This window comes from Marinactinospora thermotolerans DSM 45154 (assembly GCF_900167435.1).
GTDB classification, from domain to species: Bacteria; Actinomycetota; Actinomycetes; order Streptosporangiales; family Streptosporangiaceae; genus Marinactinospora; species Marinactinospora thermotolerans.
In genome coordinates, this window is the sequence record NZ_FUWS01000001.1 from 293,376 (window position 1) to 317,151 (window position 23,776).

Below are 23,776 nucleotides of genomic sequence, written 5' to 3' on the forward strand. Positions count from 1 at the left end.
CTCAGCGCCCACCCGCCGGCGCGGGCCCCGCCTCGGTCGCGGCGAGGACCTCGGCGATGTGCAGGGCCCGTACGGCGCCGCGCAACCGTGACAGGGCACCGCTGATCTGGGTGAGGCAGGCGTCGTCGGAGGCGCACACGACCTCGGCCCCGCTCTGGCCGATGTCGCGGAGGCGGTCGGCGACGATGGCCACCGAGGTGTCGGCGTTCTTCCAGGCGAAGGCCCCGCCGAAACCACAGCACTCCCCCGCTCGGGGAAGTTCGACCAGTTCGAGGCCGCGCACCGCGCGCAGCAGGCGCAGGGGACGCTCGTCCCCCCGTGGGGAGCGCGGGGCCTGGCAGGTGGGCTGGTAGGTGACGCGATAGGGGAAGTAGGCGCCGACGTCGACGGTGTCGGCGACGTCGACGAGGAACTCGGTGAGCTCCAGCACCCGCGGGGCCCTCGCCACGGCCGGATCGCGCGTCGCAAAGCGCGGATAGGCGCGCCGGACCATCGCGGCGCACGACGCCGAGGGGGTGACGACGAGGTCGCACCCGGAGAAGACGTCGGCGAAGCGGGCCGCCAGCGTCATGGCCTCACGACGGTAACCGGAGGTGTGGTGGACCTGGCCGCAGCAGGTCTGTCCCTGCGGGAAGAGCACCTGGTGGCCGAGCCGCTCCAGGAGGTGAAGGGTGGCGCGCGCGGTGGCGGGGAAGAGCGAGTCGGTGACGCAGGCGACGAACAGCCCGATGCGCAACGGTTTCCCCGTCCTTCCTCGTGCCGGGCCCCGGCGGCGCGACCCGCCCGGTCCTCGGTCAGACCGCTTGCGCCATAGTAGACATGCCACTTCCGGCACCGCAGCCTTTCCCCGGCACTTTCGAACCGGCCGTCGGGGCGAGGGCGTGGTGCCGTCACCACGAGGAGGACAGGCGGCGTGTCCGGAGATCTCATCGTCCCCGGTGTCGGGGATCCCTGGCCGGCCGACCCCGAGGCGGCGCGCGCCGTCCAGGAGCGTCTGGCCGGGCGGGTCCGGCCGGAGGCGCTGGAGGCCGACGCGGTGTCGGTGGTCGCGGGCCTGGACGTGACCTACGCGGTGGACGAGGAACGCCTGGTGGCCGCCGCCGTGGTCATGACGGCGGACACCTTGGAGGTGGTCGAGACCTCGGTCGTCACCGCCCGGCCGCGCTTTCCCTACGTGCCCGGCCTGTTCGCGTTCCGGGAGCTCCCGCCCCTGTTGGAGGCCGTGGACCGGCTGCGGGTGCGGCCCGATGTCTACGTCTGCGACGGGTACGGGCTGGCCCATCCACGCCGCTTCGGTCTGGCCTGCCACTTGGGGGTGCTGCTGGACCGGCCCGCCCTGGGGGTGGCCAAGTCGGCGTTCGTCGGTCGGACCGAGGCCCCGGCGGCACAGCGGGGGGCGTGGAGCGAACTGCGCGAGGGAGAGGAGGTCCTTGGTCGCGCCCTGCGCACCCGTGAGGGCGTCAAACCGGTCTACGTCTCCGTGGGACACCGCGTGGACCTGGAGGGCGCGACCCGCCTGGTGCTGCGGCTGACCCCGCGCTACCGGCTGCCCGAACCGATCCGCCGGGCCGACCAGCTCTCCCGTGGCGTCCTGGCCGGGCGGACCGCGTCGTCGGGCTGAGAGCGGGCCCGGCACGGGCCTTCGCCCTTCGATGCCGTCGCGCGGTCGGCGGTTCCCGGTCGGGCCGGTTCCGGCCGGTTCCGAAATCGCCCGATCCAGCCGTCCCCGCGAGAACGGTCGATCCCTCAGAATGGGCAGTGCGATGTGACGTCCACCACTAGAGTTCGCGTAGGCGTCACACGCCGAAGTGGCAACGAACGACCGAACCGGAGGCACGACGATGTGCCGTCATCACCCCGAATGCCCGTCCTCCCAGGACCGTGACCGCGAGGCCGCGCGCGTCATCGCCAGCCACCCCGAGCAGGGCTGGAGTCTGCTGTGCAACGGCGTGGTCGTCTTCGAGGACACCGGAGAGCTGCTGCCCGACGGCCGCGTCATCGCCCCGCGCCGTCCCACCGACGTCCGCGCGGCGGCTTAACAACAGGGCCCCCGAGGGGGCGGCGCCGACCCGCCCCCTCGTCTCACCCGCCCAGGGCCGAGGTCAGCCAGGCCACCACCGCGTCGGCGACCGCGGCCGGGTCCTTGGCGAGGTCATGGCGTTCCCCGGGACGCACCACGAGCCGTGTCGCGTCGGCGGGGTCGGGCACCCCGAACGGATCACGGTCCCCGTTGACCACCAGGGTCGCCACCCCGGTGGCACGCAGTTCGTCCGCCCTGGACTTCTCGGGGCGGCCCGGTGGGTGCAGCGGGAAGGCCAGGGCGACCACCGCGTCGGCCCCCAGCGGCCTCGCGGTGCGGCACGCCACGCGGGCGCCGTTGCTGCGTCCCGCGAGCACCAGCGGGACGCCGGGGAACCTGGCGCGCACCGCGGTGACCACCGCGCTCCACGCCTCGTCCTGGGGACGGGTGGCCGACCCCGGCATGGCGCGCCCGGCCACCCGGTAGGGCTGGGTGACCCGTGCCACCGCGCCGCCCGAGGCGACGACGGCGTCGCGGACCGCGAGGATGTCGGGCGCGTCCACCCCGCCGCCCGCGCCGTGGGTGATGACCAACAGGAGGGTGGGCGGGCCCTCGGGCTCGTCGAGGTCCACCCGGGCCGGGCCTCGGGGCGTGTCGATCTGCATACGGCCAGGCTAGTGCCGCGACGCCTCGCGCGGACCGGGGTCGTTCACCCCGTCCGGTCCCCTTGTGACGCGCGCTCGCGCAGGTCGTCGCGGAGCGCCGGACCCCACACGTAGTCGTCGGGTACGGCGACGGCCTCCTCCATCGCCCGACGCAGCTCCGCCGGACGCGCGGCCCCGGTGGCGAGCGGCGGGGCGAGCAGGTCACGCATCCGGGTGATCGCCACGAACAGCTCTCCCGTCAGCATCGGGGTGCTGTTCTGGACGGCCGCGGTCTCGACGTAGGGGTCCCACCAGGCGCCGGCCTGCGCGCCGGGGTCCGCTTCCGTCTCCGCCGTGAAGCCGTCCCCCGGCTCGGAGACGGGGTGGAGGAACCCCCTCCGCAGCCGTGCGCGCACCTCTTGGGCGACCGCGGGGTCGGGGTGGTCCAACCCCTGCTCCCAGGTCTCGGCGGAGCCGGTGGTGTCTCCGCGCACCGCGAGCAGGCGGGCCAGTAGTTCGAACGCCACGCCGGCCGTTCCCGGATCGGGACGCGGGGTCACCGCGGAACCATCGGCGGCCGCCGCGGCGACCGCGCCGAACTGGGCGATCGCGCGTTCCACGTGCACCGCGCCGAGCAGGACGCGCAAACCGGTGTGCTCGCCTTCCTCCAGGCCGCGCAGCACCACCTGCTCGGCCTGTTCGACCTCGCCGCGGGACAGCAGCCGTCCGGCGTAGTCCAAGGCCGCCTCGACCACCGCCGGGGCCGCGCCGCCGCGCAGGGCGAGCCCCCAGTGCTCGCGCGCGGTCGCCTCGTCACCGCGCGCCTCGGCCAGCCGGGCCAGCCCGTGGTGGGCGACCGGGGCGTAGCGTCCCGCGTCGTACTCCAACGCCTGCCGCCACGCCTCGCCCGCCTCCCGGTGGGCGCCCTCCTCCTCGTAGGACAGCGCGAGATGGCAGGCGGCCCGCGGGGCGAACTCGGGATCGCCGGTGGCCATGGCGGTCCGGCAGAGGTCGCGGGCGCGTTCCACCTCGCCCAGGTCGCGGTGGATCACGGCCAAGCCGAACGCGGCCCGCGCGCGGTGGGGCCCGTCCCCTTGGGCCACGACCTGTTCGTAGAGGCGGGCGGCCGGTGAAAGCCGTCCCTGGCGGGCGAGGTCGCGGGCCTGTTCGCACAGGAGCGCGGGGTCGTGATCGTCGGTCATGGCGCTGGAGGCGGGCACACCGGGGGTCGCGGTCATCTGCGGCCACTTTCACGCGGGGGTGGTTGCACTCGGAGACTAGCGGGTGCCACGGCCCGGTCCCCCTGGGGCAGCGCGGCGCGTCCCGGATCCGGGACGGGACCGGCGGCGCGTCCCGGGGACCGTTGCGCGGCCCCCGCGTTTCCCGCCCTGCCCACCGTCGCCTCGGCCCCGGGACGGCGCCCTCGTCGAGCCCACCCGGCCGTCTTCCGGAGATCCGCCCGGAAGGCGGCCGAGTGGGGAGCGGATCAGTCCTCGAACGCCTCGGGGGCCGGGCAGGAGCAGACCAGGTTGCGGTCGCCGTAGGCCTGGTCGATGCGGCCGACCGGGGACCAGTACTTGTTCAGCCGCAGGGCCGGCACGGGGTAGGCGGCCTCGCTACGCGGGTAGGCGTGCGTCCACTCGTCGGCGCTGACCGCCTCGGCCGTGTGCGGCGCGTTCTTGAGCGGGTTGTCGGTGGCGTCGTAGCCGCCCTCGGCGACCCGTTCGATCTCGCCGCGGATGGCGATCATCGCGTCGATGAAACGGTCCAGCTCCTCCAGGTTCTCGCTCTCGGTCGGCTCGACCATGAGCGTCCCGGCCACCGGGAAGGACATCGTCGGCGCGTGGAACCCGTAGTCGATGAGCCGTTTGGCGATGTCCTCGTTGCTGATACCGGTCCGCTTGCTCAGGGCCCGCACGTCGATGATGCACTCGTGGGCGACCAGCCCGCCGGCGCCGGTGTAGAGCACCGGGTAGTGGGCCGCCAACCGCTTGGCGATGTAGTTCGCGCCGAGCACCGCGGCCTCCGTGGCCGCGCGCAGGCCCCGCTCCCCCATCATCCGGATGTAGGCCCACGAGATCGGGAGGATCCCCGCCGAACCGAACGGCGCGGCCGAGACCGGGCCGACCCCCGTGTAGGGGCCGGCCTCCGGCTGCGCCGGGTGGTTGGGCAGGAACGCGGCCAGGTGGGCCCGTACGGCGACCGGGCCGACCCCGGGGCCGCCGCCCCCGTGCGGGATGCAGAAGGTCTTGTGCAGGTTGAGGTGGCTGACGTCGGCGCCGAACTCGCCGGGCTTGGCCCAGCCGAGCAGGGCGTTGAAGTTGGCCCCGTCCACGTACACCTGCCCACCGGCCTCGTGCACCAGGCGGCAGACCTCGGTGATGGTGTCCTCGTAGACACCGTGGGTGGACGGGTAGGTCACCATGATCGCGGCCAGCCGGTCGCGGTCGGCGTCGATCTTGGCCCGCAGGTCCTCCAGGTCGACGTTGCCGTCCTCGTCGCAGGCCACCACCCGTACCCGCATACCGGCCATGACCGCGCTGGCGGCGTTGGTGCCGTGCGCCGAGGCGGGGATGAGGCACAGGTCGCGCCCCTCCTCCCCGCGGTCGCGATGGTAGGCGCGGATGGCCAGCAATCCGGCGAGCTCTCCTTGGGAGCCCGCGTTGGGCTGCAGGGACACGGCGTCGTAGCCGGTGACCTCGGCGAGCCATCTCTCGAGGTCGCGGATGAGCTCAAGGGTCCCGGCGGCCTGGTCCAGCGGCGCGAACGGGTGGAGTCCGGCGAACTCCGGCCAGGTGATGGGCTCCATCTCCGCGGTCGCGTTGAGCTTCATGGTGCACGAGCCCAGCGGGATCATCGTGCGGTCCAGCGCGAGGTCCTTGTCGGAGAGACGGCGCATGTAGCGCAGCAGCGAGGTCTCGCTGCGGTGGGTGGTGAACACGGGGTGGGTGAGGTAGTCGACGTCGCGCCGCAGGGCCGCCGGCAGCGCGTCCGCGGCGGCCGGGGGTTGCGCCACCTCGGCGACCGGCTCGGCGGCCGTGCTCGCGAAGGCCTCCAGCACCAGGTCGACGTGCTCGGAGGTGGTCACCTCGTCGCAGGAGAGCCCGACCGTGTCGTCGTCGGCGCGCAGCAGGTTGATTCCCCGCTCGCGGGCGGCGTCGACGACCGTCCCGGCCCGACCGGGGACCCGGACCCGCAGCGTGTCGAAGAACTCCGCGTGAAGCACCTCGGCGCCCTGCGCGCGCAGCCCAGCGGCGAGCCGGGTCGCGTGGCCGTGCACCCGTTCGGCGATCGCGCGCAGTCCCTGGGGGCCGTGGTGGACGGCGTACATGCCCGCCATCACGGCGAGCAGCACCTGGGCGGTGCAGATGTTGCTGGTCGCCTTCTCCCGGCGGATGTGCTGTTCGCGGGTCTGTAGGGCCAGGCGGTAGGCGGGCCGGCCCGATGCGTCGACCGAGACCCCCACCAGGCGTCCGGGAAGCTGGCGCTGGAGGCCCTCCCGCACCGACATGTAACCGGCGTGCGGCCCGCCGAAGCCCATGGGGACGCCGAAACGCTGGGTGGAGCCGACCACGATGTCGGCGCCGAACTCTCCCGGGGAGCGCAGCACGGTGAGCGCGAGGATGTCGGCGGCGACCACGGCGAGGGCGCCGCGCTCGTGGGCGGCCTCGATGAGGGCGCGCGGATCGCGTACGGCCCCGCTCGCCGCGGGGTACTGCACGAGCACGCCGAAGGCGTCGCCCGCGGGAAGCCCCTTGTCAAGGTCGGCCACGACGACGTCGATCCCCAGCGGCTCGGCCCGCGTGCGCAGCACGGCGAGGGTCTGCGGGAAGATGTCGGAGTCGACGACGAAGGTGGAGCTCTTGGCCTTGGTGGCCCGGCGGGCCAGGGTCATGGCCTCGGCCGCGGCGGTGGCCTCGTCGAGCAGGGAGGCGCCCGAGACCGGCAGTCCGGTCAGGTCGGCGACCATGGTCTGGAAGTTGAGCAGGGCCTCCAGACGTCCCTGGGAGATCTCCGGCTGGTAGGGGGTGTAGGCGGTGTACCAGGCCGGATTCTCCATGATGTTGCGCAGGATCACCGGCGGGGTCACGGTGTCGTAGTACCCCTGGCCGATCATCGAGGTGAGCACCTGGTTGCGTCGGGCCAGCGCGCGCAGTTCGGCGAGCGCGGTCCCCTCGCTCGCCGCCTCGGGCAGCGACAGAGGGGCGGGTCGGCCGGGGGCGCTGAGGATGTCCTGGGGAAGGGCCGCGGCCATCAGCTCGGCCGTGGAGGAGAACCCCACGGTCTTCAGCATGGTGTCGCGTTCCGACGGGCCGGGGCCGATGTGCCGGTCGGCGAAGTCCAGTGCCGGCTCGCCGGCCGGGAGATGGGCGGGCGTGGGCTGGACGGACATGGAGACCTCCTGGTCGCTGGGCCGGCGGGCGGCGTGCTCCTGGTCTCCCCCTCTGTCACCCACGTTGGCCGCGCCGCGGGCTGTGTCGCCCGCTGTGCTCCAGAGTGCCTCTCCACACGGTCCTTTTGCCTGAGAGGTTACTGGGGAGTGTTGCCCCGTCGGCGCCCCGTGGAGGGGTCTCTCCCGTGTGGTATCAACGGCGGTCGTTCAAGCGGATTATCCCTTATCGGGCTCTTCGCCATAAAACAGGGCTGGAAACGGCCCTGTTCCACCTTGTCGGAGCGAAATCCACCCGATACGAACAACGGCGCGGGATCCCTTAAGCGGGATCCCGCGCCGGGGAGCCTAGCAGGGCGCCCAGTGGCCGATCCGGACCACCTCGGCCGTAGCAGAGACATCGGGAGAACGGGAAGCCAGACGGCGAACCGGGCGACGCCCGGAGGGCTCAACCGGTGCGGCGCCGTCTCCGGCGCGCCAGCTCGTCGGCGGGATGGGGGTCGGCCTGCAGGGGTTCGGCGAGCCGCTCGCCCGGCACCTCGCTCAACGACCCCTCCAGCTCGCGCCAGACACGCCCCAACGCGATGCCGAACACGCCCTGCCCGCCCTGGAGGAGGTCGACGACCTCATCGGGCGAGGTGCACTCATAAACGCTGACCCCGTCGCTCATCAGGGTGATCTGAGCGAGATCGGCCGTGGGGCGACGGCGCAGGTGATGGACCGCGGTCCGGATCTGTTGCAGGGAGATCCCCGTGTCCAGCAGACGCTTGACCACCTTCAGGATCAAGACGTCGCGGAAACTGTACAGGCGCTGGCCGCCCGCTCCGGGCGCGGGCTCGATGCTGGGCTCGACGAGCCGGGTCCTCGCCCAGTAGTCGAGCTGACGGAACGTGATCCCCGCGGCGGTACACGCCGCGGGGCCACGGTATCCGACGTCCATCGGCAGCGCCACCACGTCCTCTTCACACAGCAGGCCCTGCTCTCCAGCTCGCCGTAACGCTGATCGCCTGTGGTCGGAGGCTTGCTGCTTACCGCTCGTAACCGCCACGCCGAACCTCCGGCTCCTCGACCTGCGGCGGTTCGACAGGGGGAGATAAGGGTTACGCCGCAGGTTGTTTCGACAAGACGGTAAGCCGGGGGGATGCAGAGCGTCAACGAAGCCGGTCGGCGCGTCGCGGCTCCCTTTGTTCCACCCGACGGCCCGGCCCGAGGGCGGCCGTCGACGGCGGGACCGGGACCGTCTCAGGTCGTTCGGCCGAAGTCCTCGGGTGTGATGTTGTCGAGGAACTCCCTGAACTTCTCGACCTCGTCCTCCTGTTCGTCGGGGATGGGCACCCCCGCCTCGTCGATCACGTCATCTCGCGCGTAGATGGGCGCACCCGTGCGCAGAGCCAGCGCGATGGAGTCCGAGGGGCGCGCGCTCACCTCGACCCCGTTGGAGAACACCAGCTCGGCGTAGAAGATGCCATCGCGCAGCGCGGTGATGTTCACCGTGGTGAGCGTGGCGTCCAGGGCGTCGAGTACGTCACGGAAGAGATCATGCGTGAGCGGCCGGGCCGGCATGACCCCCTGCTGCGCCAAGGCGATCGCGGTCGCCTCGACCGCGCCGATCCAGATGGGGAGGTAACGCTCCCCGTCCGACTCCTTCAGCAGGACAATCGGTTGGTTCGAGGGCATCTCGACCCGGACGCCGACAACCTCCATGTGCTTCACTGCGGCTCCGTCCCACGACTTGTCGTGCCGGAGGGGCACTCGCCAAGCTGTGCTCTGCTCCGTCTTTCACGGTACACCGCCAAGGCCCGAGCGCGTCGAGGCGGGAAACGTGCGGTGATCTGCGGGAACCGCATCGCTCCCGTACCTCAAAACCGGATATTCCGGATATGTTCCACGTCGCGCCATCGGTGGTGGTCTTCGTTAGAAAGCTCTCCGGCTCGGCGGTGGCGCAAACATCCGTACGGCCGGCCGTGTCCACGGCCGGCCCTCGGTCAGCCGCGCCGCTGGCCGGTCAGCAGAACCAGGCGGAACTTCCCGATCTGGACCTCGTCACCGGCGTTGAGCTCGGCCTCGTCGATCCGTTCACGGTTGACGTAGGTACCGTTGAGGCTCCCGACGTCGCGCACCCCGAAAGAGGAGCCGCGCCGGAAGAACTCCACGTGGCGACGCGAGACGGTCACGTCATCCAGGAAGATGTCACTGTTGGGGTGACGTCCCGCCGTGGTGAGGTCGCTGTCCAGCAGGAAGCGGCTGCCGGCGTTGGGGCCACGCTTGACCACCAGCAGCGCGGTGCCGGGGGGCAACGCCTCGACGGCGGCGGAATCGGCGACGGGCTCGTCACGCGCGTCGGCCTCGGCGTCCATGGCCTGGATCTTGGAGATCGAGATCGTGGACGTGGTCTCGCCGACGGAGTCGCGGTATTCCCGGGGCTGCGGCGCGTCCTGTCCTGGCCTGCGGAGGGGGACACCACAGTTGGAGCAGAAACGGGCATCATCCGCAACGGCGTGACCGCACTGCGTGCAGTAAACGCTCGACATAGGTCGGCTCGGCCTCCTACCGCACGGGGCGGTGCTTGATTCGGCTGGTCATCTTCTTGCTGCCAGGGTGCCCGGTGTGAACCGGCCCTGCTGCCGGAAGCGGGGACGGCACGGCGTCGCCCCGCCGCTCGCTTCCTCCTACGGTCTCATTCCCCCATGGTCGGCTCGCTTCCCGTCCTCCGCCCCGACCGTTCGCACATCCCGGTGGATACGGGCGGCGCGGTTCCGCCGGGAACACTCGACTCTAAACCATATCTGCGTCACGCCCACGCCTCGGCCAGAGCCGCTCTGCGCTCCTCGCGCTCGCGGCGCCTTGAAGCCCTCGGGGACGTGGCGGTGCCACCGTGCGCTCTGTGCCCCGGCCACAGCCCCACGGGCCGGCGATCCGGCCGTGTGGGAGGCGCCAAGGCCCCCCACACGCCCGTGCCGTCGGCGACGACTCAGCCTTCGGCCCGCTCGACCACGGCCGCCCACTCCTCCAGCAGCCGCTGGGCGGCGTCGTTGTCGGGCCCCTCGGCCCACAGGTGGGTGACGGCTTCGGCGGTGTCGGGCAGGACCAGGGCCCAGCTCCCGTCCGCCTCGATCACCCGGACGCCGTCGGTGGTGTCGATCTCGCGCTCTCCGGCGGCCTCGACGACCTCGCGCATGACGCTGCCCTTGACCGCCCACGGGGTGGGGACCGAGCGCCGCATCAGGTGGGCCCGCGGAATCCGCTCGTCGATCTGGCTGAGGGACAGCTTGGTCCGCGCCACCAGACCCAGCAGGCGGACGAAGGCCGCGATCCCGTCGCTGGTACGGGAGAACTCCGGAAGGACGAACCCGCCACGGCCGTCAGCGGCGAAGATGATGTCGTCGGCCATCGCCGCCTTGGTGAGCTCATCGGTCGCGGTCGGCGTCCACTGGACCTCGACACCATGGAACCGGGCGACCTGCTCGGCGACCCGGGTGGTGGTCACCGGCAGCGCGACCCGGCCGCCACGGCGCTCCGCGGCCACCAGGTCCAAGACCACCAGCAGCGCCCGCTCGTTGTCGACCAGTTCCCCGTTGCCGTCCACGATCGACAGCCGCTCGGCGACGGGATCGAAGCGCACCCCGAAATCCGCCCCAGAGGAGCCGACGAGCTCCCCCAGCCGTTGCAGGTCGCGCATCTGCTTGGCCAGCGTGTCGGTCGGCGACGCCTCGTCGAGCCGGTTGTTGACGGTGAGCACCTCCACGCCGATCCGGCCCAGCAGCGAGGGCAGGACGAGCGATCCGGTGCCTCCGGCGCAGTCGACGACGACCTTCAGCCCCGCCTCGGCGACACCGGAGGTGTCGATGCGACGCAGCAGTTCGTGCGCGTAGTTCTCGATGTCGCGCGACGGGAAGGACAGCTCGGCGATCTCCCCGGGGAAGGCCCGGCGGTACTCCTGCCGGGTGAACACCCGCTCCAGTTTGCGCTGGGCGGCCGGCGACAGGTCGGCTCCCCGTTCATCGAGGAAGATGATGTCGACCGACTGGGGGTCGCCGGGCGTGGTGCGCAGCGAAATACCGCCCCCCAGACCGGTCTGACTGGTGTGGAAGCGCGCCACCGGGAGCGGTACCGCCTCCAGGTCCTGCACGTTGATGGCGCCCGCGGTCAGCGCGCTGATGACCGCGCGCTTGAGCGTACGCGCCGCGCGGGAGACGTCGCGCGAGGTGGTGACCACCGTCCCCTTCTTCAGGGTGGTGGCATAGGCGCTGGCCAACCGGACCGCGAGCTCCGGTGTGATCTCGACGTTGATCAGACCGGACACGCCCCGGGGACCGAACAGCGACCGCTGGCCGCGCGACTCCCAGATGACGTTGGTGTTGACGACCGCTCCGGCCTCGATCGTCTTGAACGGGTAGACCTTGATGTCGTTGGCGAGGTAGGCCTCGGACTCGATGACGCATTCCTCACCGACGACCGTGCCCTCCTCGATCCGGGCACTGGCCATGACGTCGGTGTTCTTGCCGATGACACAGCCGCGCAGGTTGGTGCTGGCCCCGACGTAGACGTTGTCGTGGATGACCGCCCGGTGCAGGAATGCCTCGGAGCGGACGACGACGTTACTGCCGAGGACGGTGAACTCGCGCAGTTCCGCGCCCGCTTCGACCTTGGCGTAGTCGCCGATGTAGAGCGGCCCCTTCAGGACCGCGTCGGGATCGACCTCGGCTCCCTCGGCCACCCAGATCCCCGGGGACATCTCGAAGCCGTCGATCTCGACGTCGACCTTGCCGGAGAGCACGTCGGCCTGCGCGCGAACGTAGCTCTCGTGGGTTCCCACGTCCTCCCAGTAGCCGTCGGCGATGTAACCGTAGAGCGGCGCGCCGTCCTTGAGGAGCTTGGGGAAGACGTCACCGGACCAGTCGACGACCTCGCCGGCCGCCACGTGGTCGAGGACCTCGGGCTCCATGATGTAGATACCGGTGTTGACGGTGTCGGAGAACACCTGCCCCCACGTGGGCTTCTCCAGGAAGCGCTGGACCCTCCCCTGTTCGTCGACGATGATGATGCCGAACTCCAGCGGGTTGGCCACCCTCTTGAGCCCGATCGTCACCATGGCGCCGTTCTCGCGGTGGAAGCGGACCATGTCGCTGAGGTCGATGTCGGTGAGCGCGTCACCGGAGATCACGATGAACGGCTCTCCGCGCAGGTGCTCTTCGGCGTTCTTGACGCTTCCCGCGGTACCGAGTGGAACCTCTTCGGCGACGTAGTGGAGGTTCATGCCGAGTTCTTCGCCGTCGCCGAAGTAGTTGCGGATCAGCGTGGCGAGGAACTGGACGGTCACGACCGTGTCGTCGAATCCGTGCCGCTTGAGCAGCCGCAGCACGTGTTCCATGATCGGCCGGTTCACGACCGGCAGTAGGGGCTTGGGCTGGTTGGCGGTCATCGGGCGAAGGCGCGTGCCCTCGCCCCCGGCCATCACGACGGCCTTCATCGCCGCCACCCCCGAAGCCCGCTCATGTTTCGGCGAAACGCCCTTGGGCGCGTTCTCATGGTGGGGACGTCGCTCCCTTCCTGTCGCTGGACGGTGGTCCGGACTCACCGGCGCGCCGGTGGGAGAGCCGTCCTGAGGGACGGCCGTCCTCGGTGGTATCGGGATCCTGCCGTGTGGCCGCCTGGCACGTCGCGGGCCCTTCACCCGCCTGGACCGCGCGGTCGGCCCGTCGGCTCTGCCCGATCAGGCGCAGACCTTGGACCGCGTAGAGCAGTCCGGCCCACCAATAGATAGCCGTTCCCCAGATCGCGAACGCCCAACCCACAATTTGTGCGACTTCGCCGACAATTCCGTCATATCCAGCCACGAACAGCAACGGAAACGAATACAGCAGGCACAGGGTCGCCGCCTTGCCCGCGAAGTTGACCGGGAGCGTTCCGTACCCGTAGTAGCGCAGGACGGGAAGCGCGACCACGATGAGGACGTCGCGCACGACGAGGATCGCCATGAGCCACCACGGAACGATGTCGCGCATGACCAGACCGAGCAGCGCCGCGAAGATGTAGAGACGGTCGGCCATGGGATCCAGGACCGCGCCGAGACGGCTGGTCTGGTTCCAGGCGCGCGCGATCTTCCCGTCGAGCCAATCGGAGATCCCCGCGAACGCGAGCACACCGAGCGCCCACCAGTCGGCCTGGGGCACGAGCACCAGCCACAGGAAGAGGGGAACCCCCAGCAGCCGAACGATGCTGAGCAAGTTCGGGATCGTCCAGACGCGGTCTCCCACGGGGCCCGTCGCGTTCGTTTGGATCGCCACCCCACCTCCCTGTACCCGTTGTCGAGCCTACCCATTGCAGCCCAAGAGCGCGCCGTGGCAGACGCGCACCTTCTCAGCGGCAAATCAGTACATAACAGACAAAAGCCCAAGATACGCGAACAGCCACCCGTCCCCCTGCCCGCAACATCCCAGGAGATGCACCTCTCACCGGCCGCGTCCCCAGGCACCTGGCCACTCCAGGCCGCATCGGGGTACCCACCCGATCCAACGATCCGGCGGTGGAGAAGTTTCCGCGTGCGCGCCCCGTATCCGGGCCTAGCGGGTCAGGCCGGTCCGGCCGCCTCCGCGGTCAACGCCTGGAAGAGACGAGGGTCCTTCCCCTCGTGCGGATGCCACAGCACGCCGATTCCGAAGGGGTGGCCCACGACCTCCACCGCCTCGACCGTGCCATCCGCGGCCCAGGCGACCGGCGACAGCCCCGGAGCGATCCGGTTGAAACCCTGGGTGTGCGACTCCAGCACGGTCGCGCGATCGCCCAGGACCCGTCCCAGTCTGCTGGTGACACTGACCGATATGTCGGTGGAGGCCGGACGGCCGGTCGTGGGAGCGTGCTCATGGTGCCCCAGCGTCTCCGGCAGGTACTGCAGCAGGCTTCCCCCCGCGGCCACATTGAGGACCTGGGCTCCCCGGGCCACCGCCAGGAAGGGACGCCGCGCCCGGATCAGGGCGCGGGCCAAAGCGAGCTCGAACCGATCCCGCCGGGAGTCGGGATCCTGGGTGCGGGGGTGCGGGGGTTCGCCGTACTCGGCCGGATCGACGTGCGCGCCCTCCGTGAGAATGAAACCGTCGAATCGCTCCACCAGGTCGCCCACCCCGCTCGGCGGGGTGGGCGGGATCGCCACCGGCAGCCCTCCCGCCCTGCCCACCGCCCGCAGCCAGGGGGCGGCGACGACCGCTGCCTCACGGACCCAGTCCCCCCAGCGCGCGGCTTCCAGGTGACTGGTGATTCCGATGAGCGGGCGGGGCATGGTGCGTCCTCCTCAGGAGACGGTGCCGGCCACCGCGGGGTCGGCTGCGCTCATAATGGCGCACCAAGCCTTACGAGCGGGTTGTCGTAATTGAACCGATAAATACGTTAACAACGGAAGGTCGAAACACCCGTTCCGCCATCGTTCCCGCCTCCGGGCACACGGCCCTCCGCGCCCCCTCTCCCCGGACATCCACAACCGCGACAACCGTCCTTCAGGTAAACGAAGCAGCAATTATTCGGAATCGGTTGTCGTCCCTCGGGACAAGGGAATGTTCGCCCCAGGACAACCCGACCGGGCGCCGGTGGCGAACCCGCATCGGAGCCGCCACCACCGCGCGGACGCGGTGCCGGCGCCACCTGCGCGATCCGGAGGGGACGCATCGGCTCCACGCGGACGAGCCCGCGCCTGGCGGCGGAGACGTTCGAACTCCTCACGAAGGAGCGATGTCGCCGCCCGCGACGGATCTCCAGCGCGAGCGACTGTTCGTCGCGCCGATCCGGATCGTGCGCGACCTTGAGGACCCGCGTGCGCTCAGCGCTCCCTCTGCCGGCTCGGCCACGGCCACCGCCGGTTCGCGGGCACAGACGCGCTGATCGCGACGCCGGGCCGTTTCGCCGCCCCTGCCCGGGGCACCGAGTCGCGACAGGTCTGGGCATCACCTGGTGGCGCACCGAGGTGGTCGTCCTGGAGCGTCCCCGCCAGGGGCCCGCCCGGATCGCCCGCACCCGTATCCGCCGGGCCACCGCCTGCCCTCCAGGTGACACGCCGGCCCCGGGACCGATGCCCCTATCCGATCGCCGGCGCTCCGCGCAGCGGCGACCTGCCACGGCCGCTGGCGCGCACGGCCCCGGAGGCCGAATGAGCGGCGCCCCGGCCTCCCCCACCCGTCCGGGGGATCGGCTCCCTCGGCCCGCCCACGGGCTCGATGACGCTGGACGCCGAGTCGGGCCACGCCCTGATCCGTGTCCCCGACGGCGCAGTCCCGGCCCCGATCGGGGCGGCTGTGACCGATGGCGAGGTTCTCGGGACCGGCCCCGTCCCCTGCACGGGGCCGAAGAGCGCACCGAACCGAGCCAGCCCGCCGGCCTGTCCGCGATGACCGTGGCACACCCGTGCGCGTCGTGGCGGTCGCGGAGAGGGATGAGACTCCGCCGCCTCGTCAAACCCGTCGGCGTCCGAGCAGGTCCCCACCGGCGGGGCCCTGCACGGCCCTCTGCCCGACGTCATCGGCCGTTTCGGCCACCCTGAAAGAAAAGACACGACTCATGCCGGTCGAGCCGACGCGGTCCCGACCCGCCGCGGTGGGGACGACCGGAGGCCATACGGCTTGCCGCCGCGGGTGATCGGGCGGCCAGGGCGTCGACGAGGTTCCCGTGGTCCACAGAAGTCCTGAGGGGAGATCTCAGGCGGTAACGCCACGTCGGGCGTCTCCTGGAGGCCGTCCGGTGGGCGGCCGAGGTGACGCCATCCGGCCACCCCTATTCGCTAATACCCCTAAAAGGAACAATAAGGGAAAAAACCACTTCTGCCACTTTCAAACTGATCGATCATCAAATCGGTATGTAAGTGGTCTCTGTTTCTGATGGTGAGCCGTGATTAAATCAGCCGCTTGACGGCCGCCACCTCAACGGATACCGGACGGCCACAATCGGCAAGAAGCGGCTGCGGCGCAGCATGCCCGCGGACGCCAGGACGGAAGGGAGCGCCCGTGTCCGAGAGCACGGTCGGCATCAGACCACCCACCACCCCCAAATGGACGCCGCTCCGCATCCTCGTGTGGGTCGCGGTGGCGGTCGTGGGGGCAGGCGCGTGGAGCGTCATCGCGCTGGCGCGTGGCGAGGAGATCTCCGCGGCCTGGCTCATCTTCGCCGCCCTGGCCTCCTACGCCATCGGCTACCGCTTCTACTCCCGCTTCGTCTCCTACAAGGTGCTGCGGGTGGACGACACCCGGGCCACCCCCGCGGAGCGGATCAACAACGGCGCCGACTTCCACCCCACCGACCGCCGGGTGCTCTACGGTCACCACTTCGCGGCCATCGCCGGCGCCGGTCCCCTCGTCGGCCCGGTGCTCGCCGCGCAGATGGGATACCTGCCGGGCACGATCTGGATCATCATCGGCGCCATCTTCGCCGGGGCCGTCCAGGACATGGTCGTGCTGTTCTTCTCCATGCGCCGCAACGGCAAGAGCCTGGGACAGATGGCCCGCGAGGAGATCGGTCCGGTGGGCGGCGTCGCGGCGCTCATCGCCGTGCTCGCGATCATGGTCATCTTGCTGGCGGTGCTGGCGATGGTCGTGGTCAACGCGCTCGCCGACTCGCCGTGGGGCGCGTTCTCCCTGATCATGACGATCCCCATCGCGCTGTTCATGGGTTTCTACCTGCGCTATCTACGCCCAGGACGGGTCATGGAGACCTCCGCGATCGGCGTCGTCCTGCTGCTCGCGGCGATCGCCGGCGGCGGCTGGGTCGCCGAGCACGCCGTGCTGTCCGAGGTCTTCCACTTCACCCAAAACGAGCTGACCTTCGGGCTGATCATCTACGGCTTCGTGGCCTCGGTACTGCCCGTCTGGATGCTGCTCGCCCCGCGTGACTACCTGTCGACGTTCATGAAGGTCGGCGTCGTCGTCCTCCTCGCCGTCTCCATCCTCGTCGCGATGCCGTCCCTGCGCCTGCCGGCGTTCACCGACTTCGCGTTCAACGGCCAGGGGCCCGTCTTCTCCGGTTCGCTGTTCCCGTTCGTGTTCATCACGATCGCCTGTGGCGCGCTCTCGGGCTTCCACGCCCTGGTCGCCTCCGGAACCACTCCCAAGCTCATCGAGAAGGAGTCCCAGGTCCGGATGGTCGGCTACGGCAGCATGCTGACCGAGTCGTTCGTCGCGATCATGGCGCTCATCGCGGCGTGCATCATCGACCCCGGCGTCTACTTCGCCATGAACATGCCGGCCGGCGCGCTCGGTGACACCGTGCAGAGCGCCTCGGCCGCGGTCACCCAACTGGGGTTCACGGTGACCCCCGAGACCCTTCAGACGGTCGCCCAGCAGATCGAGGAGGAGAGCGTGATCGCCCGCACCGGCGGCGCGCCCACCTTCGCCCTGGGCGCCGCGCAGATCTTCTCCACCGTGTTCGGCGGCCAGGCGATGATGGCCTTCTGGTACCACTTCGCCGTCATGTTCGAAGCCCTGTTCATCCTCACCACCGTCGACGCCGGTACCCGCGTGGGGCGCTTCATGCTCCAAGACACCATCGGCAACGTCTACAAGCCGATGCGTGACGTGAGCTGGAAGCCGGGACTGTGGCTGACCAGCGCGCTGATCGTGGGCGGCTGGGGATACTTCCTGTGGGCCGGTGTCAACGACCCCCTGGGCGGCATCAACCAGTTGTTCCCGCTCTTCGGCATCGCCAACCAGCTGTTGGGGGCGGTCGCGCTCGCGGTCTGCACGACCCTGTTGATCAAGTCGGGACGGACCAAATACGTCTGGATCACCCTGATCCCGCTGGCCTGGGACGTGGCCGTCACCCTGACCGCGAGCTGGCAGAAGGTCTTCTCCGACGATCCCGCGATCGGCTTCTTCGCCCAACGCGCCCAGTACGTCGCCGCGCTGGAGGACGGCCAGACGAGCCTGGGAGCGGCCGGAAGCGTGGAGGAGATGCGCCAGGTCATCACCAACACCACCGTCGACGGTGTGCTGGCCGCGCTGTTCGCGCTGCTGGTGGTGGTGATCCTGGTGGACGCCTGCCGAGTGTGGGTCAAGGCGCTGCGGGCCAACGGGCAGCTGCCCACCACCGAGGAACCCTACGTCCGCTCCCGGTTGTGGGCGCCCTCGGGCCTCATCCCGACCAAGGAGGAGCGCGAGCACGCCCGGCAGCTCCAGGCCACGGGCGTGGGCGCCGACGGATCCGGAACCGTCGGGAAGGACTAGGCGTGCCCACCGGTTCCGGCCGGGCCGTTCCCGAGGGGAGCGGCCCGGCCCGCCTGCGCGCGGCAGTGCTGCGGGGCCTGCGTGAAGCCTGGCAGATCGCCCGGGGGATCGCCGGGGAGCGGGCCTACGAGATCTACCTGGAGCACCACCGGCGCGTCCATCCGGGCGTCCCTCCCATGGGCGAACGCGAGTTCTGGCGCCGTCACATCGACAAAGGCGACACCGACCCGGGGACACGCTGCTGTTGACCCCGGCCCCAAGCGGCCGCCCGGCACGCCTCCCGGGGCGGGGACGCCGCGACGGGCAGGACACGTTTTCACGGCTCTCCGGGATTGGACCGGGCCTCTCCGGGGCAGTGTGTCGTCTTCGGCACAGATCCCGATCTGTTAAGGAGGCCGGTGATGCAGCAGCACGAGTTCCTGGCCCGGGTACGCGAGCTGGGGGAGTACTCCGACGCCGGGGAGGCCGAACGGGTCACCAGGGCGGTGCTGGGCGTGCTGGCGACCCGGCTGCGTCCCGACGAGGTCGAGGACGTGGCCGCGCAGGTGCCCGAGACCCTGGACGAGGCGCTACGGGAGGCCGACGGGCGGGGTGAGTCCTTCGGCGTGGAGGAGTTCTGCCACCGGGTCGCCCAGGCGACCGGGGCCCGGCCCCGTACCGCCGAATGGGACGCCAGCGCCGTGCTGACCACGCTCGCCGAGGCCGTCACCGGCGGCCAGCTCAACCAGATCCTCAGTCAGCTGCCGTCGGGGTACGCGCCGTTGTTCGGCAAACCCGAACTCGCCGACTGAGGGGCGCGCCCCATCCGGCGTCCATGGGAGCGCGGTGACGGGCTCCCATGGACGCCCCGTTTCCCATAGCGGAAACGGCTGTTCAAGACTTCGCGGACCCGGCACGGGCCGGGCGCCGCTGGCGAATCAGACCTTGCGCCACTTGGGGATCCAGGCGCCGTCGGTGACCTCGTAGTCTCCGAACAGCGCGGGGGCCTCCTTCTTCAGCACCTCGCCGATCTTGCCGAACAGCAGCCGGATCTCCTCCTCGGCGCCGGGAGCGGTGCGGGCCTCCAGCGTGTGACGCAGGGTCCGGACGTTGGCCGTCCAGACCAGGCCGGTGGCCACCCCCTCCGGGGCGAAGCGGCGCATGAAGGAGGTGCGGTGCTTCTTCACCGCGAAGGGGACGCCCTCCTCGTCCAGCCCGAAGTGGTCGGCCATCCACAGCTGGAACTCCTCCATCTTCTCCAGCATCTCGGTGGCCCGCTTCATCAGCTCGGGATCCTCCTGGGCCCACTCGGGGAACCAGAAGGGCAGATCGGTGAGGCGGACGAAGCGCAGCGACTCCTGGGAGACGGCGACGCCGGGACGGTGCCGGATGAGCTCGTGGGTGAGCACCCGGCTGACGTTGTGCAGGACGAAGCTGAAGCTGACGTGCTCCAGGACGGAACCGTGCAGGCTGGACAGGATATTGGTGAGGTAGGCGTCCTGGTCGGTGCGCACCCGGGTCACGTTGGGGTTGAGCCCCGGCTCCCAGGAGCGGTAGCACAGCCGGCCGGCGAACTCGGCGAGGTTCTGGGGATCATTGAGCTCGTTGTCGAGCTCTCCCCTGTCCAACCGCTCCAGCCAGCTCTGCCCGCCGACGTCGGCGAGGTAGCGGGCGACCTCGCCGTAGTCCAGCTGCGGGCGCGCGATCAGATGTACCTCGGGCTCGACGCTCTTCACCGTGTGTTCTTCTCCCCCACGCCCCGGGCCCGGCCGGGCGCCGAGGGCTCATCGGTCCGTCATCGCGGCTGGTGGGCGCGTCCTCGACGAGGAACGGGCCCTCCGCCGCGTTCGAACCTAGCATCGCCCGGAACGTGAGGGAGATCGCAGTGGGCTGGCGGCTGAGGGTGGACGCACTCGGGCTACAAGCCGAGGAACGTACCACTGGGGCTGACGATGAGGCCGATGACGATCAAGACGACGCCCCACAGGATCTGGCGGCGCAACAGGGCGAAGACGCCGGCGATGATGAGGATGATTCCCAGGATCAGCAGCAGAATACTCATGACCTTCGCCTGCCCCCGGAGGTCGGGGGAAAACGCTGCGGTGCGCCATGAGCAACAACAATGCAGGTCAAAACGGGAGAAAAAAATCCAACGAATGAGGATGCGACCCCGTTCCCGGAAAGCCGTATTCCCTGTACAGACCTGCCCTCCTACCCGCTCCTCCACGTCTCACCCACATGGACGCCGGCCGTGGTCCTCACTCCGCCAGGTAGGGCAGCGTGAACTCCGCCGTGGCCGCCTCGCCGCTCTGGGGTCCCCCCTGCCAGAACGGATCGTCGTCAGGGAAGCGTGAGGCGAAGCGGGCCGCGTCGTCGACCGGCCGGTAGCCCAGCTCCCTCTCCCCCGCCGTGAGATCCCAGAACCTGCGCGCGTTGGCCGAGACCGCGTAGACCGCGCTGTAACCGACACCCGAGGCCGTGAGCGCGGCGCGGACGAACCCGACGCAATCACGCGGGCTCAGCCACGTCGCCAGGTGACGTGTCTCGGTCGGCTCGGCCTCGAACGAGCCGAGCCGCAAAACCACGACCTCCAGGCCGAACTTGTCCGCATACATCTGCCCCAGCGCCTCGACGGCCGCCTTGCTGACGGCGTAGAGGCCGTCGGGCCGGAGCGGCTCGTCGGGGAAGACGTGGTGGTGGATGGGGTAGGCGCCGGTCACCCGGTTGCTGCCGGCCAGGACGACCCGGCGCACCCCGCTGCGGCGCGCCGCCTCCAAGACGGTGAAGGTACCGGTGATGTTGGCGTCGACCAGTTCCCGGAAGGGGGCCTCGTCGGAGCAGCCCGCCAGGTGGACCACCGCGTCAGCCCCTTCGAAGGCCTTCCGCGCCACGTCGGGATCGGTGACGTCCCCCTCGATGACGGTCTCGCCCTCGCCCGCGGTCAGCCGGCGGCGGTCCACCAGCACCAGATCACCGACCTCGCCACGCAGTCCCTCCCGGACGGTGGGGCCCACCCTGCCGGCCACTCCGGTGATGACGACTCTGCCTAGATTCGCGTCCATGCCCGGAGCCTATGAGCCACCGGTCCGTTGTTCACGGATTCCGGCGGGTGCCCCGGCGCGTCGTGCCCGCGGGCCGTGGTCCGCGGGCACGACGGGCACGTGTCAGGGACGGCGGGCCATCCGCAGCACGTTCTCCACGATCCGCTCCCCGACCTTCGCGGTGAGGATCGACTCGGGGTGGAACTGCACGGCCCAGCGACGGGACTCAGGAGCCTCGATCGCCATGACCACGGGCTCGGCACCGTCATCGACCACCGCGGTCACCTCGAACGTCTTGACCCGGTCGGGGGTGGTGTAGGTGGAGTGGTAGCGGCCCGCGGTGAAGGTCATGTCGGGGTCGGCCACCCCCTCCAGCAACCGTCCGCCGGTCACCCGGATCCGACTGGGCTTGCCGTGGACGGGCTCGGCGAGGGTGAGCAGCTCCCCGCCGGCGTGCTCGACCATCCCCTGGAGCCCGAGACACACGCCGAAGGTGGGCAGGTCGCGCGCGTACAGCTCGTCGAGCAGGGCGCTCATCGCGAAGTCGGCCGGCAGGCCCGGCCCGGGCGAAAGGACGACCAGGTCGGGGGCCAACCGGTCCAGCAGGAGCGGGTCGAAGCCGTGGCGCAGGGTGGTCACCTGCGCCCCGTGGCGTCGAACGTAGTCGGCGAGGGTGTTGACGAAGGAGTCCTCGTGGTCGACGAGCAGCACCCTCATCCCCTCTCCCGCCTTCGGCGGCGCGGACGCCTCGGTCGCGGGAGAGGCGTCCTCGCCCTCCTCCGCCAGCGTCTCCAGCAGCGCGCGGGCCTTGAGGAAGGTCTCGCGCTCCTCGGCTTCGGGGTCGGAGTCGTACAGCAGGGTCGCGCCGACCCGGACGGCCGCGACACCGTCGCGGATGTGGGCGGTGCGCAGCGTGAGCCCGGTGTTCATGGAGCCGTCGAAGTTGACGACCCCGACCGCGCCGCCGTACCAGCGACGCGGCGTGGACTCGTGGGCCTCGATGAAGCGCATGGCCCAGGTCTTGGGAGCACCGGTGACGGTGACCGCCCACATGTGGGTGACGAAGGCGTCGAGCGCGTCGAACTCCGGACGGAGCGTGCCCTCGATGTGGTCGACCGTGTGGATGAGCCGGCTGTACAGCTCGATCTGGCGGCGGCCGATGACCCGGACGCTGCCGGGTTCGCACACCCGGGACTTGTCGTTGCGGTCGACGTCGGTGCACATCGTCAGCTCCGACTCCTCCTTGGCGGAGCCGAGCAGTTCGAGGATGTTGGCGGCGTCGCCCAGCGCGTCGTCGCCGCGGCGGATGGTGCCGGAGATCGGGCAGGTCTCGACGCGCTGTCCCCGGCCGGGCCGGCCGCTGACCCGGACGAACATCTCCGGGGAGGCCCCGACCAGGTACTCCCCCTCGCCGAGGTTGAAGAAGAACTCGTAGGGGGCGGGGTTGCGCTCGCGCAGGCGCTCGTAGAACCGTGCCGGCGAGGAGCAGGAGCCGTAGGTGCGGTGGCTCGGTACGACCTCGAACAGGTCCCCCCGGACGAAGCGCTTCTTGGCCTCGGCGACGACACGCGCGTAGGAGCCGGGCTCGGGCTGTGGTGGGGTCTGGGCCGTGACGACTTCGGGGGTGGGCTCGGTGGCGCGCGGCAGCGTGTCGGTCGACGCCTCGTCCCGCCCCGGTCCGGCGGGAACGGTGAAGTCGTAGGAGAAGCGCAGGCAGGTCTCGCGCTTGCGGTCACGGACGATGATCTCGTCGGGGAGTTGCAGGACGAGGTCGCGGTCGGCGGCATCGCGGTGCAGGAGCTGTTCGATGGGTTCGAACTGGAAGGCCAGGTCGTATCCGAAGGCGCCGTACAGTCCGAGGTGGGGATCGTCCTCCGCGGCGAAGAGCGCGACGATCTCACGCAGCGCGGAGAAGACGCCGGGGCGGCGGCTGCGCTGCTCCTCGGGCAGGAACACCTCCACGTCCGGCTCGGGGATGACGATCCCGAACGTGTCGGGGGACTGCTCGACGGTCTCGCCGTGGGCGCGCAACGCCTCGGCCACGACGGGCAGGAGGACCCGGCCGCGCTCGTTGAGCGCGGTGACGGTGACGGCGCGTCCCCGCGCCGCCAGTTCGAGGCAGGGGTCGACGTAGCCGAGGTGCCAGCGGCTGTAGCGGCCGGGATACTCCATTCCCGAGGACAGCACGCCGCCACGGCGATGCTCGACCGAGCGGACGAGTTCGCTGAGTGCCTCGGGTGCACAGGGACGGACGGTACGGCGCACGGCGATGCCGCCGGCGGTGTGGTAGGAGGTGCTGCTGTCGTCCACGGGACCGGTCCTTTTCGCGCTGGGTGTCATGCGCCACACCCGCGCCGGGAGCCGAGGGAAGACAGAACGGCCGCCTGCGCGAGCGGCCGCTGATCGAACGGAACACGAACAGATACGCCGCCTAGGAGCGGCGCCACCACCGTTGGAGAGCCTGATCGGTTCGCACGAAGGGAATTCTAGCGCGAGGAGAACAC

At 70.6% G+C, this 23,776-nt stretch carries 19 protein-coding genes and 1 riboswitch; of the genes, 5 read left to right on the plus strand and 14 right to left on the minus strand.

Translation table 11 applies throughout. The features are described 5' to 3' along the window. Window position 1: 1 nt before the first annotated feature. Window positions 2–736 (minus strand): (Fe-S)-binding protein, encoded by a 735-nt coding sequence (locus tag B5D66_RS01340; protein WP_078759704.1) that lies wholly within the window; start codon window positions 734–736, stop codon window positions 2–4. 177 nt (window positions 737–913) lie between these two features. On the opposite strand from B5D66_RS01340, the gene B5D66_RS01345 reads away from it, so the two are divergent. Next, complete coding sequence (locus B5D66_RS01345) at window positions 914–1,621, plus strand: endonuclease V (RefSeq protein ID WP_078759705.1); 708 nt, start codon at window positions 914–916, stop codon at window positions 1,619–1,621. A 220-nt stretch (window positions 1,622–1,841) separates the two neighbouring features. Further along, entirely contained in the window at window positions 1,842–2,039 is a 198-nt protein-coding gene (locus tag B5D66_RS01350) for a DUF5999 family protein (RefSeq protein ID WP_078759706.1), read from the plus strand. A 43-nt stretch (window positions 2,040–2,082) separates the two neighbouring features. On the opposite strand, the gene B5D66_RS01355 is transcribed toward B5D66_RS01350, so the two are convergent. The 9 genes from B5D66_RS01355 to B5D66_RS01395 form a co-directional block, all read right to left on the minus strand. Then, window positions 2,083–2,685 carry an alpha/beta hydrolase family protein gene (locus tag B5D66_RS01355; protein ID WP_078759707.1) on the minus strand — a complete coding sequence of 201 codons (603 nt, stop codon included), beginning with the start codon at window positions 2,683–2,685 and terminating at the stop codon, window positions 2,083–2,085. A gap of 44 nt (window positions 2,686–2,729) precedes the next feature. Next, the gene (locus tag B5D66_RS01360; protein ID WP_078759708.1) at window positions 2,730–3,902 is read right to left on the minus strand and encodes a tetratricopeptide repeat protein; all 1,173 of its coding nucleotides are present in this window, start codon (window positions 3,900–3,902) and stop codon (window positions 2,730–2,732) included. A 248-nt stretch (window positions 3,903–4,150) separates the two neighbouring features. Then, on the minus strand, window positions 4,151–7,057 hold the full coding sequence (gene gcvP / locus B5D66_RS01365) for an aminomethyl-transferring glycine dehydrogenase (protein WP_078759709.1): 2,907 nt from the start codon (window positions 7,055–7,057) through the stop codon (window positions 4,151–4,153). A 107-nt stretch (window positions 7,058–7,164) separates the two neighbouring features. After that, window positions 7,165–7,253, minus strand: a riboswitch (glycine riboswitch). A 249-nt stretch (window positions 7,254–7,502) separates the two neighbouring features. Then, complete coding sequence (locus tag B5D66_RS01370; protein ID WP_078759710.1) at window positions 7,503–8,102, minus strand: MerR family transcriptional regulator; 600 nt, start codon at window positions 8,100–8,102, stop codon at window positions 7,503–7,505. Between the two features lie 194 nt (window positions 8,103–8,296). Then, complete coding sequence (locus B5D66_RS01375; protein ID WP_078759711.1) at window positions 8,297–8,767, minus strand: bifunctional nuclease family protein; 471 nt, start codon at window positions 8,765–8,767, stop codon at window positions 8,297–8,299. 272 nt (window positions 8,768–9,039) lie between these two features. Continuing rightward, window positions 9,040–9,585, minus strand: a complete 546-nt coding sequence (locus B5D66_RS01380) for an FHA domain-containing protein (RefSeq protein ID WP_078759712.1) — start codon at window positions 9,583–9,585, stop codon at window positions 9,040–9,042. A 440-nt stretch (window positions 9,586–10,025) separates the two neighbouring features. Continuing rightward, on the minus strand, window positions 10,026–12,524 hold the full coding sequence (locus tag B5D66_RS01385) for a mannose-1-phosphate guanyltransferase (RefSeq protein ID WP_078759713.1): 2,499 nt from the start codon (window positions 12,522–12,524) through the stop codon (window positions 10,026–10,028). A 55-nt stretch (window positions 12,525–12,579) separates the two neighbouring features. After that, complete coding sequence (locus B5D66_RS01390; RefSeq protein WP_078760017.1) at window positions 12,580–13,281, minus strand: cardiolipin synthase ClsA; 702 nt, start codon at window positions 13,279–13,281, stop codon at window positions 12,580–12,582. Between the two features lie 344 nt (window positions 13,282–13,625). Then, window positions 13,626–14,330 carry a gamma-glutamyl-gamma-aminobutyrate hydrolase family protein gene (locus B5D66_RS01395; protein ID WP_078759714.1) on the minus strand — a complete coding sequence of 235 codons (705 nt, stop codon included), beginning with the start codon at window positions 14,328–14,330 and terminating at the stop codon, window positions 13,626–13,628. 1,711 nt (window positions 14,331–16,041) lie between these two features. Between B5D66_RS01395 and B5D66_RS01400 the strand changes: the two genes are divergently transcribed. The 3 genes from B5D66_RS01400 to B5D66_RS01410 all read left to right on the plus strand — a co-directional run bounded on the left by B5D66_RS01400 (window position 16,042) and on the right by B5D66_RS01410 (window position 19,043). Then, window positions 16,042–18,252 (plus strand): carbon starvation CstA family protein, encoded by a 2,211-nt coding sequence (locus B5D66_RS01400; protein WP_235000625.1) that lies wholly within the window; start codon window positions 16,042–16,044, stop codon window positions 18,250–18,252. 2 nt (window positions 18,253–18,254) lie between these two features. Continuing rightward, window positions 18,255–18,500 carry a YbdD/YjiX family protein gene (locus tag B5D66_RS01405; RefSeq protein ID WP_078759715.1) on the plus strand — a complete coding sequence of 82 codons (246 nt, stop codon included), beginning with the start codon at window positions 18,255–18,257 and terminating at the stop codon, window positions 18,498–18,500. Between the two features lie 153 nt (window positions 18,501–18,653). Then, the gene (locus B5D66_RS01410) at window positions 18,654–19,043 is read left to right on the plus strand and encodes a DUF2267 domain-containing protein (RefSeq protein ID WP_078759716.1); all 390 of its coding nucleotides are present in this window, start codon (window positions 18,654–18,656) and stop codon (window positions 19,041–19,043) included. Between the two features lie 126 nt (window positions 19,044–19,169). Here the strand turns inward: B5D66_RS01410 and thyX are convergent, their stop codons facing one another. The 4 genes from thyX to B5D66_RS01425 form a co-directional block, all read right to left on the minus strand. Further along, entirely contained in the window at window positions 19,170–19,967 is a 798-nt protein-coding gene (thyX, locus tag B5D66_RS01415) for an FAD-dependent thymidylate synthase (RefSeq protein ID WP_078759717.1), read from the minus strand. A gap of 182 nt (window positions 19,968–20,149) precedes the next feature. Then, window positions 20,150–20,293, minus strand: coding sequence for a GPGG-motif small membrane protein (locus B5D66_RS25615; RefSeq protein WP_200813472.1), 144 nt, complete (start codon window positions 20,291–20,293; stop codon window positions 20,150–20,152). A gap of 196 nt (window positions 20,294–20,489) precedes the next feature. Beyond that, window positions 20,490–21,293 (minus strand): NAD-dependent epimerase/dehydratase family protein, encoded by an 804-nt coding sequence (locus B5D66_RS01420; RefSeq protein ID WP_078759718.1) that lies wholly within the window; start codon window positions 21,291–21,293, stop codon window positions 20,490–20,492. A 102-nt stretch (window positions 21,294–21,395) separates the two neighbouring features. Then, window positions 21,396–23,612 carry an anthranilate synthase component I gene (locus B5D66_RS01425; protein ID WP_200813473.1) on the minus strand — a complete coding sequence of 739 codons (2,217 nt, stop codon included), beginning with the start codon at window positions 23,610–23,612 and terminating at the stop codon, window positions 21,396–21,398. Window positions 23,613–23,776: the final 164 nt, after the last annotated feature.